Consider the following 17,598-nt stretch of genomic DNA (forward strand, 5'->3'; position numbering starts at 1 on the left):
GCAGGCCGGTTTCAGTCCTTGCAGGTTATGCGGACGGTCGCGCTCTTGATGCTTCCGTATCCCTGCAAACCTTCATAAGGATCATGGAACTGAGCCTGGACCTGCTGGTTGTCGGCGACCTCCTGGACGTCCTCGGTCCAGAGATTGTAGGTCACATCGTATTGCCCTCCGTAGTTACGAATGGGAGTCACACCAAACGAGCAACCATGGACGGCGCGGCCAGAAATATTCTGGAGCTGGATGCTCAAGGTTTTGCCTGATTGATTCAAATCTGTAAGAACCTGAAATCGAGCGGAGGAATCGGGCGAAGCCTCATCACCCGCCGATTCCGATTCGGACGAGTCGACTTCCAGAAGCGGGGCCTGACGTCCGGTGAGCCTTTGGGCCATGCTCAAGATCAGGTCATAATTGTGGCTGACGCTCGTATAATAATTCCCGCCTGTGCATTTTTTTGAGCTATCCACGAATGCTGTCGAGGCAATGCCGCTCGTGTACCACTGGCCGTTCCTTACCGCATAGAGGGGACCACCGGAATCACCACTGCAGGCGGCCGTGCTTCCGTTCTGAACGTGAATGCTGCCGCGACTCATGACACTCACGACCCGAGTATCCACGGTTCGCAGAGTTCCGAAAGAATTGGGCTGATTGTTGCTGCCGTATCCGGCCTGCCGCACCGCTTCACCACGCTGAAGAGGAGACGAGGAAGGGAGAAGCTTCACGGGTTTATATCCTGCTGGGATTTCGCCAGCGAGTTTCAGCATGGCGATATCATTGTCGGTGCCCGAATAACCGGGATTGACCGTAGCGCTGGCAATACGAAGGACTTGTCGATCACTACCATTGAATCGCGTGCCGAACAGGACATAGCCTCCCTGAACCGCAGGGTTGTAACAATGGGCGGCTGTAAGGATCAAGTCCCTGGCAATGATTGTGCCGGTGCAGCCATTGAGTCCAACTGTGGAAACCCTTTCCGGTCCACTCGCAGACGATCCCACAACACTGCCGCCAACGATCTTCGGAGCGCTTGATTCGCGATCCGCACCGCAGCCGATTATCATGCCGGAGAGTGCCATCGTGGGAAGGATCATCTTCAGATCAAGGAAACTCTTCAGGTGTAGCATCTTCTTATCCTCTCTATACGACTCAAATACCTTCCGACTGCCGGAAGTTTCCTTCGGAATTTTACAGATGGATGTTTCTGCATCGGCCCCGTGAAGGCACAGCCTTCCCCACAGGCACATACGGGCCTTATGGTGTTCGCTGTTTAATCTTTGAGACAGGTTTGGATACGGCTAGGCGAATTGCCCAAACCCATGTGGGACCTTTATCAGAGCGAGTTTGTTCTAACGTGAGACATTAGGTGAGTCGATGGAAAAAAATTCACTGGACAAGTTGTTGACGGGAATGCTAGGGCCGCAGCCTTTTTGCGGGAAGTACCGGGTGTACAGCAGGTCTGGCGACAGGGGATGGTGCCTCGTCAGAAAATCATTTGGCAAATGCGCTCCTGGCCTCTACGATAGATGAAACTATCAATATTCGGGGACGTTTATGTTGAAAAAGATTCTTTTGGCTTTGGCGCTGATCGTCGTGGGAGTTCTGATCTATGCATCCACCCGTCCGAACGAGTTGCAAGTATCCCGGGAGATTGTCCTCAAAGCAGGTCCCGAGGTTATTTTCCCTTATCTGAATAGCTCGCAGAAATCCAATGAATGGATGCCCTGGGTATCCATGGATCCTGCGTTGAAGATGAGCTACAACGGTCCTGCGGAAGGCGTAGGCTCGCAAGCCTCATGGGAAAGCACAGGGGATATGGGAATTGGAAAATCGGAGATCGTTGAGAGCATTCCCAATCGTCTCGTGAAAACCCAACTGACCTATCTGAAACCCATGGAAATGTCACAGGTTTCCATTATGGAGCTGGAACCCATAGCCGAGGGCACCAGGGTATCCTGGAAAGTTGTGATGCCTCAGAATCTTCTCGCGAAGACAGCCTGCCTTTTCATGGATATGGATAAGATGATTGGGACGAATTTCGAGCAGGGTCTGCAGAAACTTCAAACTATGGTGGATGGATCAAATACCTGACCCATCGGTCTCAATTCTACATTTTCGAGCTTTGGCAATGAGGCGCTTGCGTCGCCAGGATCAAAGGTTGTGAACAGGGTGGCAACAGAAAAGGCGTGGGATCCACCGGCTGATTTCTGTTGTCACGATACTCAAAATGCAGGTGAGGACCTCGCGATTGTCCTGTCGCGCCGACTTGAGCAATCACATCCCCGCGGGAAACTCTCTGACCGGCTTTGACCTGGGTCGATCGACAGTGCGCGTAGTAGGTTTTCCCCTGTTTGTGCTCGATGATCACGAGAAGACCAAATCCACGTTTCCAGCCGCGATACGTGACCTCACCATCCTGGGCTGCAAGGATCGGAGTACCCGCGCGAGCTGCTATATCAATGCCCTTATGGAAACGATTCCAACGCCAGGAAAATCCCGACGAGATATAGCCTTCCACCGGAAAGCGCAAACGCTGGGACTCATCAGGCAGAAACCATTCGTCAAGACTTTGAAAATTCTCCTGCAGAGCTGCCGACCAGTCGCCTATCTTCACAGGCCTCAGGAATGGATCGCGCATGACTTTGACAATTTTCGGAAGTTTTTTGCCCGAAGGCTTCTTCAGATTGGTCAGGCTGGCAACCGGAATATAGACTTTGCGTCCGCGCCGGCCGTGACCTTCACGCGGATTGAATCGCTCCAGCAGACTTAAAGGTGCACGATAGCGCTGGCTGATGGCTCGGAGGCTTTCACCAGGCCGTCGCGTGACTTCATAGGCAAGGATGACTTTGGGTTTTTCGGATCGGGTTCGTGCGGTCCGACTGCCAGGCGGATCATGCGACGATCCACAGGCGGCACACAGGATCAGAGTTGTCAAAACTCTCCAGCGGAACATAGGCTTTCCTCAATGATCTCACACATCCTCCCGCGGTGTGCCGGCGCGCGAGGAAAATAAATTGTGTTCGACCTATCCTTATCGGACGGCCAGCGGGAAACTTAAGACATTCTTACCTATCTAAAGCATGGAAAGTATTGGATATTATAGGTTATCGGTCGCGGCCACTCTGAGGTGTTTCGTCATACGCAAAATTATAGATTCATGGCTTAAAATTTTCCCGCGACCGTCGATCCTCAAGCGAAGCGATCCCAAGCCCCCCTTGCCAAGGAGCCGAACCTGAACAGACGCCTTTTCAATATACTCTGTTTCACGGGTCTCCTCTTCGCCATGCTGCTGCATGAAGCAGCCTATGCTCAGCCGGACCTGGTCCTTGATCCCGGCACGGGAAAATACCTTCTGGGACCCTACCTGGAGATCCTTGAAGACCCCTCCGGTGCGCTCACGATTGATGACGTCAGTCATGAGTCGGGGAATTTCACCTGGGAAAAAAGCCAAGTGGATGTGCCGAACTTCGGTTATACGAAATCCGCCTATTGGTTTCGTCTGCAGATGAAAAGTCCCAGCCTCGAAAGTTCCTGGATCCTGGAGGTCGACTACCCGCCGTTGGACGAAATCTCGGTCTACTATCAGGACAAGGGCCTATGGTCGGCACGGCATTCGGGGGACCGCTTTGCGTTCGCGCAGCGGGACATGAATTATCGCAACCCTACCTTTATCATCCCCGGAGCCGGCATCCAGACGGTTTATTTTCGCGTGAAGTCCATGGGAGTTCTTAAACTGCCTCTCACTCTCTGGCATTCCCAGCCCTTTACGGAGCATGTCAGCGGATCAATGCTCGCCCTGGGCGCTTACTTCGGCATCATGCTGGTCATGGTTCTCTATAACCTCTTCATTTATATTTCGATCCGTCGTATCAGTTATCTCTATTATGTGCTCTACATCACCAGCTACGGCCTCGCGATGCTGGCCCTGAATGGCTTCGGGTTCCAATACATATGGCCAACCTATCCTGCCTGGAATGGGTTTATGGTGCCGGTGCTGGAGGCGCTGTCGTTCGCGACCCTGACGCTCTTCATGGCGAGTTACCTCAACACGAAGACCCATACGCCGCGACTCCATTGGGTACTCCTCGCTCTCAGAATCTATTCGCTGGTGGCCATCGCTTCGGCTTTTATTCTGGGATATGATGTAGCCATCAAGCTCGTGACCTTCGGAGTTATGTTCTTCGTTATTTTCGTCTTCCTTGCCAACATCGTGCGTCTTCGCATGGGTTTTAGACCCGCCAAATACTTTCTCATTGCCTTCTCGTCCCTGCTGGTCGGCGTTTTTCTGTTTGCCCTGGCCAGTGCCGGTCTGCTGCCATCCAACTTCCTCACCGACTATGGATTGCAGATCGGCTCGCTGATGGAAGTCGTGCTCCTGTCGCTGGGCCTTGCGGATCGCATAAACCTGGCCCAGGAGGAGGCTGACGCCATGAATCAAAAACTCATCGTGGATCTTCAGAAGAGGGAGCTGGAGCAGATCGAGAACCGGCTGAAGATTGAAGGTTTGAACCGGGACCTGATGGAGAAGGAGCGTGCGCGCACGATTTTCTTCCATAACACATCCCATGAGCTCAGGACGCCTCTTAATGGGGTGATCGGTTACATCGATCTTCTGCAAAAGGATCACTATGGCGAGACCAGCGAAAAGGTCAGGGAAAAACTCAAAAAAGTCCGGAATCTGACGGAGTCGCTGAAGATCCAGGTCAATACCATCCTCGATCTGGCCAAGTCCCAGACGGGGCACCTTAAACTTTGCAACTCACGCATCCCGCTTGAAGAAGTCAAGGAACAGGCCATACTCCTGGCGGAAAGCCTGCAGATTCGATCTCCGGATCTGTCCTTCACCTTTGGCGTCTCATGGGGAGCTGCGGATAAACCCTTGTTCATCAATGATCGCGATCAGCTGATGGCCATCATTCGGAACCTTCTGGGAAACGCCTTCAAATTCCGTGACCCGGAGCGGCCCAATCACGTGCATCTGGACCTGGAACTGGGGGGAGGACACGTCACGATCCGGGTTTCGGATACCGGTATCGGAATTCCTGAGAACAAGAGGGATATCATTTTCGAGGAGTTCAAGCAGGTTGATGAAGGGTCGCGGCGGGCCTACGAGGGGACCGGACTCGGTCTCGCCATGGTCAAGAGAATCGTCGACCTTATGGGAGGCACGATCCAGCTCCGCTCCCGGCTGGGCGCGGGGAGCACATTCGAGATTGTAGTTCCTGAGCAAAAGGATGTGCATTTTGAAGTTCAAAAGTCCATGGAGCCGTCGAACGTGGCGACTCCGTCCATCGTTTCGGCAGGAGTGGTTCCGGGTCATGCGGAGGCACTGGCCCCTGTCCCTGAACCCTACGATATCGTTGTCATCGATGATAACGATGTGAACTGTGATGTGATTCGAGAGATCCTGGCCCATCATCGCTATCCGGTCGAGATATTTACCGACAGTCGCAAGGGGCTTGAGAGAATCAAGGCGAACAAGCCGGATCTGGTGCTTCTGGACCTGATGATGCCCGGCCTTTCGGGTGAGGATATTCTGCTTGAAGTCAGACAGAATCCTGAGCTTAGAAATATTCCCGTCATCCTGCTGACGGCGCGGGCTTCGCAGGAGGATCGGCTCCTTGGTTTAACGCTGGGCGCGGATGATTATATGGCCAAGCCTATCCTGAGCGAGGAGGTGGTTCTCCGGGTGCGCAATACGCTCTCGCGAACAGCTCTGGCCCGGGAAACCTCAGCCCGGTTGACCATTGAGTCCACGCTGGCCCAGGCCCAGGACGTATACAAGGCCCTGGGTTATGACGCGACGCGCGTTCCCGGAGTCGAGATCGCTTATCATTTTCAACCGGCCGAGCTCACGGGAGGGGATTGGTTTGGTGTCCATTTTGATGAAGCCTCGCAGAGACTCTACTGCCTGGTCGGTGATGTGACAGGCCATGGTGTGCCGGCTGCCCTTGTCACCATCGCGGTGGCGGGCGCTGTCAAAGGTGGTTTGTCGGTCGTTTGTCAGAAGGGGCTCCATTGGAGTGCCGAGGAGGTCCTGAAGGAACTCTATCAGGCGGCGAATGAGGCGGTTCTGGATGCCAGTCAAAAGATGGACCGTGGCATGACGATGTTCTTTTCCTGTCTTGATCTTCGATCGGGTCAGTTCACCTTTCTTAATGCCGGGCATCTGCCGCCTTTCCTGATCGGCAAGGAGCGGGTTTCAGTCCTGCTGCAGCCGGGAACGCCTTTGGGCTTTCCCGGGCCTCACGAGATGATGGTGCGTTCGGTGACACTGGCTCCTCATGATACTCTGTTTCTCTATTCCGATGGTCTGATCGAGAATCAGGGACCGGATAACCGGGTTCTCACCCAGAAGGCGTTGGGGAAGCTTTTAAGCTATGATAAGAGCCCGCAGGACCTTAAAGACGAAATCCTGGCGGCAAACCAATCCATCTGCAAGACGCATCCACCGGACGATGACTGTACGTTTCTGGTTGTTCGTTGGCGCCAGCCCGGGTCGATGGAAGAGGCGGGTTAAGGCGGACGAAATGAAGAGCCCCGGTTTGGGCCGGGGCTTCATGATTATTGATTAATGGTGATGCGATCCGTAATCGTTGTTGTATTCAACAGGATCATGGTCGACATCACTGAAGTGGCTGTTTTTGCCATTGTGGCTGTCGTGTTTGTCGTCGTCGTGATCCTTGCCTTTTTTGCCTTTGCCATGATCGTCGTCGTCGAAGTCGTCGTTCCTGAACCATGATGCGTCCTGCATGCTGCTTGTGTGCTGGCTGTCGTCGGGCTCAAGAGCCTGATCGATGGTTAAATGGTTCGTTTGAATCTCGGAGACGAAGAGATCATGAATGTCATGCTCGGCGCTCGAATTGCTGTCGTCCATATTCGCTGTGAGCTTCCAATCGTTGCCGGAGCCGTGATCGTGGTCCTGGTCGGAATCCTTGCCTGACCGGTGGTCATCGTCGCGGTCTCTGTTGTCGTCGCGGTCGTTGCCGTGACCTCTGTTGTCATCCCGATCGGAGTCCCTTTCTGAAGCGGAACGCTTGTCTTTGCCGGAATCGCGATCGTCATCGGCGCGGTCGTTGCCGCGGTCTCTGTTATCGTCCCGGTCGGAGTCTCTTTCCGAAGCGGAACGTTTGTCTTTACCGGAATCGCGATCGTCATCGTCGCGGTCGTGCTTGGAGTCGTTACCGCGGCCGTTGTCATGGTCGAGAGGCGAATCTTTGCCGACTGGTGCTGCTGGAGTTGCAGGGGCTGTTTCGATAACAGGTGAATTCTCAACAGCAGGCGCTGGCTCAACAGCAGGTGCTGTTTCAGCCACTGGAGGCATTTCTGTAGCTGGGGCAGCAGGCGCTGTTTCAGCTACTGTTTCTGTAGCAGGAGCCGTCTCAACGACTGGAGCTGGGTCGATGACAGGTGCCGTATTATCGGCAAGTGCAACATCTGGTGTTGGACTGAAGACCGGATTGCTGTCCACGATAGGAGTCGCTTCCGCTGGGGAACTTTCGAGCACTGGCTCGGGTTCGACCGCAGGGGCGGTTTCCACAGCAGGCGTTGGTACTGGTGTTGTGTCTGCGACAGGAGCTGTTTCCAAAGGTGCGGGTTCAGCGGCAGATTCTGCTATGGGCGAAGTCTCGGCAGCAGGTGTTGTTTCCGAAACTGGCGACGCTTCCACTGTCAGGGCCGTCTCAGCAATAGGAGCGGGGTCCAGGACTGGTTCGGCTGCTGGAGTTTCTTCCGCAACTGGTGATGTTTCCATCACCGGCGCTGTATTTGATATCGGAGCTGCTTCCGTTTCGGGACTCGCAGGCTCGACTGCAGGGGGAACTTCTATTGCAGGTGAAGTTTCCATTGCAGGGGTTGTGTTCACAATTGGAGTGGAATCCAGGATTGGTTCTGCTGGTGGAGCTTCTTCAGCGACGGGCGATGTTTCCATCTCTGGCGCAGTTTCCGATATCGGAGCTGCTTCCATAATTGGACTTGCAGGCTCGGCTGCAGGGGCTCCTTCCATCGCAAGGGTCGTGTCCACGAGGGGAGCAGAGTCCGGTCCTGGGTCTGTTGCTGGACTTGTCTCAGCAACAGGAGAGGGTTCGGCAGCCGGTGCTGCTTCCATCGCAGGAGTTGTCGTCTCGTCTGATGGTGCGGACTCAGCGATGGGAGTTGTGTCGACTTCAGGTGGTATTTCAACAGCCGGTGTTGCTTCCATCACAGGTGCGGTGGCTTCCATGGCCGGGGCCGTCGATTCATTGGGTAGAGCGGACTCAGCAATGGGAGTTGTATCGACCTCAGCAGGTGTTTCAACCGCTGGTGCTTCTTCGGTTGAGGCTTCCATTTCAGGAGCTGCGTCCACAAGTGGAATCGTGTCTGTTGTTGGGGCTGCTTCAGAGGCTGGGGCACTGTCAGTTACTGGAGCCATATCCACGGCAGGGGAAGCTTCCATGACAGGTGCACTGTCCAAGGCATCCGTCGCAGAAGGTGTCGTCTCGCTGATGGGGGCATTTTCCGCTGTAGGTTGAGCGTCTGTGTTAGTCGAAAGCTGGGTTGTAGAATCCGTTGTTACTTCAGGCGCTGCGCTGGTCTGAGTCGTCGCTGTTTCATGGGCTGGTGCACTGCTTTCCATTGGAGTGGGAGCAGAAGCACCCGGCTCCACAGTGGCTGTCTCAGCCGGAGTGGTGACAGGTTCGGTAGGGGCTTGAGCTTCGGTTGCCTCATCTGGTGTCGCACCAGATTCCGTTATAATTTGAGCCTCAGTTGTATCGGCTCCGCCTTCAACAGGTGCAGTATGAGAAGCTGTTCCCGGCTGGGTTGGAGCCGCTGCAGCCGGCTCCTCTGCCGTGACTTCATGAGTGACAAGGTTAGCACCGAAACGGGGCCCATCAGCCTGATTCTCATCGGCGGACGATGTGTTGGTCCGCGGAGCGGTATGGGACCCAATCTGGGATTCCTGCGAGAATTGCGTGGGGCTGGAACCTGCTGGAGATCGCACGGCGAATGACGAGGACGAACCATTACCATTCAATGGCCCGCTGAAGGCTACCTCGGATTCTGTCATCTTGAATGAAACCGTGCTCCGCTCCTGGGTGTTTGCATGGAGCGACGTTGAGCCTTCCGAAGCCTTTTCCGTGGCAAGGTTGCCACCGGTAAAATTGGTCAGGATATCGCGCTCGCTATCGTTCTTCTCTTCATGGATCTTGCCATGCTCCTGAGCCTTCAGTTGTTGATTGTCCTGCCGGATTTCCATCTCACCGAGAAGATCAGAGTCCTGGGATTCGCCTCCGCTCCGTTCGGCGTTCACCACGGCTTGGTTCAAGGATTCATTATTTAAATTCTTAAAAGCCATTGGCAGCTCCTTTGGAGGATCCCATGAAAGCCCTGCTTCCTCTTCTATAAGACCCCCATCGACCGTTCTTCAGCGGGATCAAAACTTGGCTATTAAGATCTGTAATATCAATAACATAGACTTACGAATTGGGTGATGAAAGCCTGGGCACCCCCTACGTTTTGTCTATAGACTTCGCAAATTTATACCGATGGTTGGAATTGGAGAATCATGTTTCGTACCAGGGAAGGAGCGAAACGTTTCAATGCCTCTTAATCTGCAAAAGATTCAGAGACTCATTTTGATCCTGGGCTGGCTAACCCCTGCTGCCGAGGCTCAAACCAGCGCGAACCTATTTCATTTTTTAAAAAATACCAAACTCAATAGCCCCGTTTTGAAATCCCAGGAGGCCCAGGCCGCGGCCCAGGGCTATGCGAAATCGCGCGCGGACGCCGGCTGGTATCCTACGCTGGCGGTTGAAGGCAGCCGCCTGCATGATCTGCCTCTGACCGAAAGGGAAATGACCCGCTCCTCGGATAGCCTCCAGCTTCAGCTGGGTGTGTTGCAGCCTCTCTATGATGAAAAACTGCCAAGAACCCAGGAACGGGAAAGCCTGCTGGGCAAACGAGCCAGGGCTCAGGTGGAGGATGCCACGGAACGCCTGCTGTTTGAAACCGGAACGGCGTTCTTTACGCTGGCGCAATACCTGGCGGAGGCGGCCCTGAAAACCCAGCAGTTGACCCTGCAATTGGAAGAGGAAGCCGTGATTCAGCGCCGCATTAGACTCGGCGAACTGAATCTCACCAATGCCAGTCAGATTCATTCCCAGATCGAGCGCTCAAGAGCCAACATTGCCCTTTTGAAGAATAAGATCATGGAGCAGAAACTGAACCTCTACCGGCTTTGCCTCTGCCCTGTTCCTGAAACCCTGCAGCTGCCACCTGAATCCGTTTGGGCCAAAGCCCTTGAGAGCCGTCCCAACGCCTCGACGCCTCTGCTGAATGTTTCAAAGGCCGATATCGAAGTGGCCCAGGCCGACCTGCGGTTGATTCAATCAAAAACCCGCCCGACACTGCAACTGGAAGGCCTTCTTTATCGGGACTTCATGGATGAGAATCAGGGTGTCCGCAGCTCTTTGGCTTTGAACTTCGTCTGGCCCATTGATGCCGCGCGCGTTACGCAGCACGAAAGCTCCCAGGCCAGCTCGCTTTTGCAGTCGGCCCGCTTGAATCTGCAGGCTCAGCAAAGTGATCTTCTATCGAATCAACAGATAGCACGGGAGCGTCTACGGGTTCTGCTCGACTCCCGTCGATTTTTTGAGTCTGCCCTGCAGTCGGCTCGAGAACATTTTCAACATACCAAACGGCAATTCGCCGAAGGGGCCAATACGCAGTCCGAACTTTTTCTGGCTCAGGATAACCTCTTCCAGGCTGAGAGCGATCTCCTTGGCCATACCTTTGAAAGCTGGCTGGCTTATTGGAACCTGATCTTTTATCGGGATTCCGTCTCGCGGCTGCTCCAGGAAACAGGGGAGGGCGGATGAGGAAACATCGGTCACCCATTCCTCCCGCTTCGCTGTGGGGCTTTTTGAAGGAGTCGTATCGCGAGCTGCCTTATCTGGTGCTGGCCAATACCGGGATCAATGTCCTCGGCCTCGCCATGCCGCTCTTTGTGATGCAAGTCTATGATCGCATCATTCCCTCGCAGTCGGGCAGCACCCTGCTCTGGCTTTCGGTCGGAGCGGTCGTCGCCGTGGCCTGTGAAACCCTCCTGCGCTATGCCCGCGACGGCATTAACCTTTGGGCCGCGAGCTGCTATGAATTCAAACTCATCCATCGAGCCTACGAAGCGTTCCTGACAGCCGATATCGCCCGCTTCTCGCGCGATGACACTACGGTCCATCTGGACCGCATTCAGGCGATTCAAAACCTTAAAAATGGCTACTTCATGCAGATCTTTGAAGTCGTCCTGGAACTGCCCATGGTGGCTCTCTATACGTGGCTCCTCTTTACTCTGAATAGTGACATCGCACGCTTTATGGTGGTCATTAACGTGAGCATGCTGACGATAACCGCGCTGAATAAAATCTTCTATGAGCGCTATCGGGCGCGGCAGGATGATTCGCAGAATCGTCGCATGTCGTGGGCGCTGGAGATCTTCTCGCGCATGCATCTCATCAAAGCCATGGCTATCGAGGAACCACTTCTGGCTCGCTATGAGACCATTCAAAATGAGCACAATCAGAATAATTTCCGATTTGGTATGGTGAACCATATCTCCAACATCTTTCACACGATCATGCCCCAGATCACGCAGTTCGGTGTGATTGCCTTCGGAGCGGTTGCCGTCTATCAGGGTGAAATGTCGATCGGTCTGATGATCGCCTGCATGCTGATCGGCAGTCGTTCGATCGGACCCGTGATTCATATCTGCACCTTCTGGCTGAAAAACTCCGAATTTGCCCTGGCGCGGCAGAAGGTCCATGAGATCTACGAACTCTATAATTCCGATTCCGCTGGCAAGGCCAGTGCGCCCGACCGCATTGCCGGCCATGTGCGCATGATCAATGTGAGTTTTAAATATGAGGGCGCGCAGCAGCCGGTCTTTGAAAACCTCAACCTTTCCATTACGGCCGGCTCCATGGTGGGAATAAAGGCCGGTGGCTCGCGGGGAACGACGACGCTCCTGCGCCTGATTTCCGGCTGGCTGAAACCCAATCAAGGGCAAATCTATCTCGATGATTATGACCTTTCCGCCATCAACCCAGCTTCGCTCTTTGGTACTGTGGAATTTCTATCGGAACAGCATAAGCTTCTGACCGGAAATATTCTGGATAACCTGAGTGGATTCGATCAAAGCCTTCATGCCGCCAGTATCGAGGCTTCATCCATGTTGCGACTGGATTCCCGGATTGCCAAACTCGATCAGGGCTATACATCGGCTGTGGAAAGCACCTCAAACCGGACCTTTCCCCTCAGTCTTTTGAAAAGCGTTGCGTTCATCAAGGCACTTGCCGCACGTCCCCGTATCCTTCTCATTGACCACTTCGACCGCAGTTTGGATATTGAGACGAGCATCCTCTTCCTCGATACGCTGAAGCAAATCAAAGGACTGTGTACGCTGGTAGTGGTTTCAGATCATGAAGACGTTCTGAATCTTATGGATAGCCTCTATACGATAGAGAATGGCAGATTGCGAAAACTCGAGAAAAACAGGTCGCCGCAAGGGGACTCGGACAAAAAATCAAGGGCCGCCTAGCCATGAGTCAAACGGATAGAAAACAAACGCATTCGCTTGATCGTCAACGATTCGAAAACTGGATCGTCCTCACGGCCAGGGACTGGCGTGACCTGACACCCATTATGCCAGGTACGGGAATCACCGTGCTGGATTGGGATCGGCGCTCCCTTCTTCGCTGTGCTTTTGATTGCCGCAACTCCATTGTTGCCAGCAAACAGCATGCGACGTTTGAAATCTCGCCCCAGCTGCTCCGAGCCAAGTTCGAGCGCCTGGCCGCCTATTTTGAAGCCTATTTGAGCCGTGAGCAGATTATCCATCAGAATGTGGGATTGAAAACCAAGGTTGACCAGGAGCACAAGCGGCAGATCTATCAGGGCCTTGTCAAACTGCATAGTGAGTTGGCCAAGGGACACTTTATCGACGAGATGGAACTTCATGCGAAAATCATGCACCCGTTCCTGGCTCATTTCAAAAGGATGAACCAGGATCATATGTTGCAGGAGGCGTTGGACCATGCCTCAGCCACAGGTGACTATGAGGCTATGGTATTGCTGCAACCTATGAGTGGATGTGGTTTTATTGATCGCAATACGCTGCAGATCACGCGATCCTTATTGAACCTGATGCATCTGGTGGAAGAGGGGATGAGTGAGCGCGAGGGCATGAGTCAGATCCGAAACCTTTTCCAGAATGAAATGGACTTTGCCAGGATCCTGAATCGGGAAAAGATGGCCTCGCACGACGCGGCTCATAAGGAGCTTTTCATCCAGGTGGAGCAGACCGTGCAGAGTGCCTACTCTGAGGGGAGGGAGGGTTTCCTTGTTCATAAGCGCCGGCTCCTGCGGGCCTGGCTTCAGCATCAGCTCGACTTTGATAACAAGGACTACCCATTCCATAAGGTGCTGGACAACGTGCTGACGGGATGGAGGCCTGATGATGCCCTGCAGTGGATTCTGACTTATATGTTCCATGGACGGGAGCGGTCGCTTTCCGGCGAGATCTTTGCCCACATCTTTGGTTTCCAGACCATTCAGCCGGGCAAGGAGGGCTGCGATCATGTCTGGCTGCAAACTGCCATGCAGGAACTTTACGACAAACTTCGGCATTATGATCGCGAGGAATGCGCGAAGATGATCGAGATCTGGGGCACCCCTTACATTCCTCAGACCATAGAGGATGCTCATTTTCTGCAGATGATCCTCGACTACGAGGATTATGCAAAGTCACACATTCTCATCCATGATGAGCTGTTCCGCCAGCGTCTCCTGAAAGCCTGGATCATGAACAGCAACATCATCGGCAGCCTGCCGCACCCTGTGCCGGTTCGGAAGGGGGCTGCATGAAGCCACAACTCCAGCCACGGGCTCTGAGTCCTTTTTATCACAGCCTCTTTCTGATTCTGGATGGCCTGCGCTGGCGGGGCAATCGGTCCTTTCTGGAGAAATTCATAAGGGGCGATAAATACCAGATGACCTTGCACGACCTGCTGCAGACGCTCGCCGCTTTGCGGTTTGCTCCCATGCGGGACCGCCTGGCCCTGAAGGACTTGACCCAGGATGAGCTGCCGTGCATCGTGATGCATAGAATGCGGCCCCTTCTGCTGGTCCAGCTGCATGAAAAAAGCCTGGAGGGTTTCGATATCCTGGGCGAGCAGAAGGTGGAGCTGAAACGAAGCGGCGCTGTTCATGAGACGATCCGTTTCAAACGCCTCGAAAAGGATGAGGTTTCGCTGCATGACAGCCAGAGCGATTGGTTCACCCGCATGGTGTCGCGTTTCAGAGCTTACGGTTATTACGTTTTTTCCCTTTCGTTCTTAATCAACCTTCTAAATATTGTGGCTCCGTTCATCATCATTATCGTCTTTAACCAGATTGAAGCCGCCAAATCCCTGGAGAACCTGCTGAACATTCTCTATGGGCTGGGTCTCTATATTTCGTTTTTGACTGTCATTCGCCTGACCCGCAGTCAGGTCCTGAATTATCTTTCCTCGCGCGTTGGATATCTGATTGGAAGCCAGGTGATGCGACGCATTCTGTACCTGCCGCCCTCCTATACGGAAGTGGCCTCGGTGGCAGCCCAGATGGCCCGGATTCGGGATTTTGATACCATTCAGCAGTTCATTCCAGGTCTGGGAACGGATGCCCTCCTGGATATTCCGTTCGCTCTGATGATGGTGCTGGCCATGTTCCTGCTCGCCGGCCCTCTGGCCCTGGTGCCGCTCTCCGCTCTGGCGATCTTTGCCGTCTTCGGTTATCTGATGCGGAAGAAAATCGAGTATGCTTCCTCGGAAGCGTCGAAGCATGGCAAGGAACGGCACGACTTTTTCATGGATACGCTGAACAATCTGGAACAGATCCAGGTGCAGTATCTTCTTCCGTTCTGGCAGGAACGCTTCCTGAAAGTCGCCCGACGTGCTTCCGTCAGCATCTTCCGGGCAGCCAGTCTTACAAGTCTGGTGAGTTCGTTTTCCTATTTCACGGTAACGCTGACCGGACTTGCGACCATTATCATCGGGGTGCATCGGGTCAAGGAAGGGTCGCTGGACACGGGCAGCCTTATGGCAGCGATGCTCCTGACCTGGAAAATCCTGGCCCCCATGCGGAATGGTTTCTCGTTTCTGCTGCAGATCGATAAAGTGAAAAAAACCATCGGCCAGGTGGATCGCCTGATGGCGCTCCCGCTGGAAGAGATTTCCGAAGACGCTTATGAGATCGATAAGGAAATCAAAGGCAGCGTCCATTTCCAGCAGGTTTCCCTGAAATACTCGAATGATGCTCATCCGGCTCTGCTCGGTGTGAATTTTCAGGTGGAGCCCAATGAAACTCTGGTGATCTTTGGTCACGGTGGCAGCGGCCAGACCTCGGTCCTGAAGCTTATTTTGGGTCTCTACATACCCCAGGCCGGACGGGTCTTGATCGATAATAAGCACAGTCGTCAGATCAACCCGACCTTCCTCCGCGAAAACATCGCCTACCTGCCCGAGGAACCGACCGTTTTCTCGGGAACCATTCGGCAGAGTCTCGAGATGTATGCGCCCAAAGCCTCGGACGCTGAAGTGCAAAAAGTCCTGAGTGAACTGGGAGTTTGGGAAGGGATACGATCGCTGCCCAGGCAGCTGGATACTGTACTGGACCGCCAGGAGCAGGCGCACCTGGGTCAATCGTTTCTGAAACGGTTGAATCTTGCCATGCTGCTCCTGCGGGATTCCAAGCTTTGGCTGCTCGATAATCCGGGGGCCGTGCAGGGCGAAAACAATGAGATCATGCAGGTGATCAAGTCCCTCAAAGGCAAGGCCACCATCATCATTGCCTCCAAGAACACGGATTACTTTGAGGTGTGTGATAAGGTGCTTTGGCTGAACTCGGGTCGCGTCCAGTTCTTCGGATCGCCCCAGGAAATGACCACGATCTTACAAAAAGCGGCAGGGAGATAACCATGAGCCTTTTTCGAAGACGCTATAGTCCTCGTTTCGACGCTTCGCTCCTGCAACAGGAAGAAAACCAGATGATCTGGCAGAAATATAGCGTGATCGCGATTATCATGCTGGTGGGGGCCACTCTGTTTTGGGTTAACAAAACCTACCTTGATGAAGTGACAGTCGCGCAGGGCAAGGTCCTGCCCTTTGAGGAAGTCTTCCGGGTGCAGCACCCGAAGGGCGGCCGCATCAGTCACGTGCTGGTTCAGGAGGGGGAACTGGTCGCTGAGAACCAGACACTGGCGGTCCTGGACAAAAGCATTCTGGAGGATGAACGGGGGAGTTTGAAACTGCAGCTTGAAACAGCCCGGAAGCGTAAAAGCTATTTCGATGAACAGTATCGGACCCGCAAGCAGCTGACACGGGAGGGGCTGAATTCCAAGCTGGCGTTTCTGAATATGAAGATGAGCCGTGAAGAACTCAAGGGTCAGATCCGGGATCTTGAATATCGCATTGAGCAGGTGGAGCGCTATCTGAAGGATAATGAAATCCGAGCGCCCGTTCGCGGCTGGATCTACAATTTCAAGATCATGCCGAACCAGGTGCTTCAGGCCGGCCAGGCGCTTTGCGAGATCGTGCCGGAAACATCCAGGCTGGTGGCCGAAGTGCAGATCCCTGCCACGGAGATTGGCCACATTCAGCTTCAACAGGAAGTGCTTTTGAAAATTCACAGTTATGATTATGCGCGTTATGGTGGCGTTCATTCCAGGCTCGTTTCGATTGCGCCTATTTCCAGTCAGGCGAGTTCGGGTGACCTGTTTTATCGGGCGCAGGCCATCATCCCGGGACGCCTTCTGGAGTCGCCGCTCGGCAACCAACCCATTCTGCCCGGCATGAGCCTGGAAGCCGAAATCAAAACGGGGACGAAGACTCTGGCGGAATATCTCCTGAAACCCATTGTGTCGTCCGCCCGCGAGGCCATGCGCGAACGCTAAAAGAGCAAAGACCTAAAGCGCGAACCTATCCTGCCTTCCGTATGGAGTTATCCGGGTCGTTCGGGTACATTCTTTCAGCAATGACGTCGGTGATACTTCGGAAGAGAGGTGAAGAATGGAACGAATCGTCTCGCTACAGAAACTCAGCTTGGAAAATTTTGAGCCCTGGAGCCATGGCGATAATTATGGGGGCGCCGAGTGGCCTCTGGCTGAGAAATGGGGAGCTCAGGCGCTGGGTTTCCATCTGGAGACCCTGGATCCTGGGAAATTTTCCTGCCCTTATCATCGGCATGAGGGTGAGGAGGAACTCTTTATCGCACTCCAGGGCTCCTGCGTGCTGCGGCAGGATGGGAATTTTCGTCGGGTCCAGACCGGCGATCTGATTTTCTTTCCGACCGGGGTCTGTCATCAGTTTTTTAACCCTGGTCCTGAGCCTTTTGTGTTTTTCGCCCTGTCCAATCGCAACAAGGCTGACGTCTGTGAGTATCCGGATTCGCACAAGCGGATCGAACGGAATCCCCGACGGATTACCCAGGACGGCAAGGAGATCGATGATTACTGGGCCGGTGAAGAGAACCCGAGTTCCTTTTGGCCCGAAGAATGGCTGAAGCCTGGCTGATACCCTGAAATGGCGGCCAGGT

Annotated in this window: 11 protein-coding genes; 8 read left to right on the top strand and 3 right to left on the bottom strand. The window is 53.9% G+C overall.

What is annotated here, in order from left to right; genetic code table 11:
* Nucleotides 1–11: 11 nt before the first annotated feature.
* The gene (locus OLTU_RS13085; RefSeq protein ID WP_176736581.1) at nt 12–1,121 is read right to left on the bottom strand and encodes a S1 family peptidase; all 1,110 of its coding nucleotides are present in this window, start codon (nt 1,119–1,121) and stop codon (nt 12–14) included.
* Nucleotides 1,122–1,548: 427 nt separating this feature from the next.
* On the opposite strand from OLTU_RS13085, the gene OLTU_RS13090 reads away from it, so the two are divergent.
* Nucleotides 1,549–2,085, top strand: a complete 537-nt coding sequence (locus tag OLTU_RS13090; RefSeq protein WP_141733211.1) for an SRPBCC family protein — start codon at nt 1,549–1,551, stop codon at nt 2,083–2,085.
* A 16-nt stretch (nt 2,086–2,101) separates the two neighbouring features.
* On the opposite strand, the gene OLTU_RS13095 is transcribed toward OLTU_RS13090, so the two are convergent.
* Nucleotides 2,102–2,947 (bottom strand): M23 family metallopeptidase, encoded by an 846-nt coding sequence (locus OLTU_RS13095; RefSeq protein ID WP_141733212.1) that lies wholly within the window; start codon nt 2,945–2,947, stop codon nt 2,102–2,104.
* Between the two features lie 330 nt (nt 2,948–3,277).
* Here OLTU_RS13095 and OLTU_RS13100 point away from each other — a divergent pair, with 330 nt between their 5' ends.
* The gene (locus OLTU_RS13100) at nt 3,278–6,514 is read left to right on the top strand and encodes a 7TM diverse intracellular signaling domain-containing protein (RefSeq protein WP_141733213.1); all 3,237 of its coding nucleotides are present in this window, start codon (nt 3,278–3,280) and stop codon (nt 6,512–6,514) included.
* Nucleotides 6,515–6,565: 51 nt separating this feature from the next.
* On the opposite strand, the gene OLTU_RS13105 is transcribed toward OLTU_RS13100, so the two are convergent.
* Nucleotides 6,566–9,328, bottom strand: coding sequence for an MSCRAMM family adhesin (locus OLTU_RS13105; RefSeq protein WP_141733214.1), 2,763 nt, complete (start codon nt 9,326–9,328; stop codon nt 6,566–6,568).
* Between the two features lie 244 nt (nt 9,329–9,572).
* Between OLTU_RS13105 and OLTU_RS13110 the strand changes: the two genes are divergently transcribed.
* From OLTU_RS13110 to OLTU_RS13135, 6 genes are all read left to right on the top strand, one after another.
* Nucleotides 9,573–10,850, top strand: coding sequence for a TolC family protein (locus OLTU_RS13110; RefSeq protein WP_176736582.1), 1,278 nt, complete (start codon nt 9,573–9,575; stop codon nt 10,848–10,850).
* Nucleotides 10,847–12,565, top strand: coding sequence for an ABC transporter transmembrane domain-containing protein (locus OLTU_RS13115; RefSeq protein ID WP_141733216.1), 1,719 nt, complete (start codon nt 10,847–10,849; stop codon nt 12,563–12,565). Before OLTU_RS13110 ends, OLTU_RS13115 begins: the two co-directional genes overlap by 4 nt.
* Nucleotides 12,566–12,567: 2 nt before the next feature.
* On the top strand, nt 12,568–13,890 hold the full coding sequence (locus tag OLTU_RS13120) for a hypothetical protein (RefSeq protein ID WP_141733217.1): 1,323 nt from the start codon (nt 12,568–12,570) through the stop codon (nt 13,888–13,890).
* Nucleotides 13,887–15,980 carry a peptidase domain-containing ABC transporter gene (locus OLTU_RS13125; protein WP_141733218.1) on the top strand — a complete coding sequence of 698 codons (2,094 nt, stop codon included), beginning with the start codon at nt 13,887–13,889 and terminating at the stop codon, nt 15,978–15,980. Before OLTU_RS13120 ends, OLTU_RS13125 begins: the two co-directional genes overlap by 4 nt.
* A gap of 2 nt (nt 15,981–15,982) precedes the next feature.
* The gene (locus OLTU_RS13130) at nt 15,983–16,957 is read left to right on the top strand and encodes a beta-barrel domain-containing protein (protein WP_141733219.1); all 975 of its coding nucleotides are present in this window, start codon (nt 15,983–15,985) and stop codon (nt 16,955–16,957) included.
* 115 nt (nt 16,958–17,072) lie between these two features.
* On the top strand, nt 17,073–17,576 hold the full coding sequence (locus OLTU_RS13135; protein ID WP_141733220.1) for a cupin domain-containing protein: 504 nt from the start codon (nt 17,073–17,075) through the stop codon (nt 17,574–17,576).
* Nucleotides 17,577–17,598 lie beyond the last annotated feature (22 nt).

This window comes from Oligoflexus tunisiensis (genome assembly GCF_001748245.1).
Classification (GTDB): Bacteria; Bdellovibrionota_B; Oligoflexia; order Oligoflexales; family Oligoflexaceae; genus Oligoflexus; species Oligoflexus tunisiensis.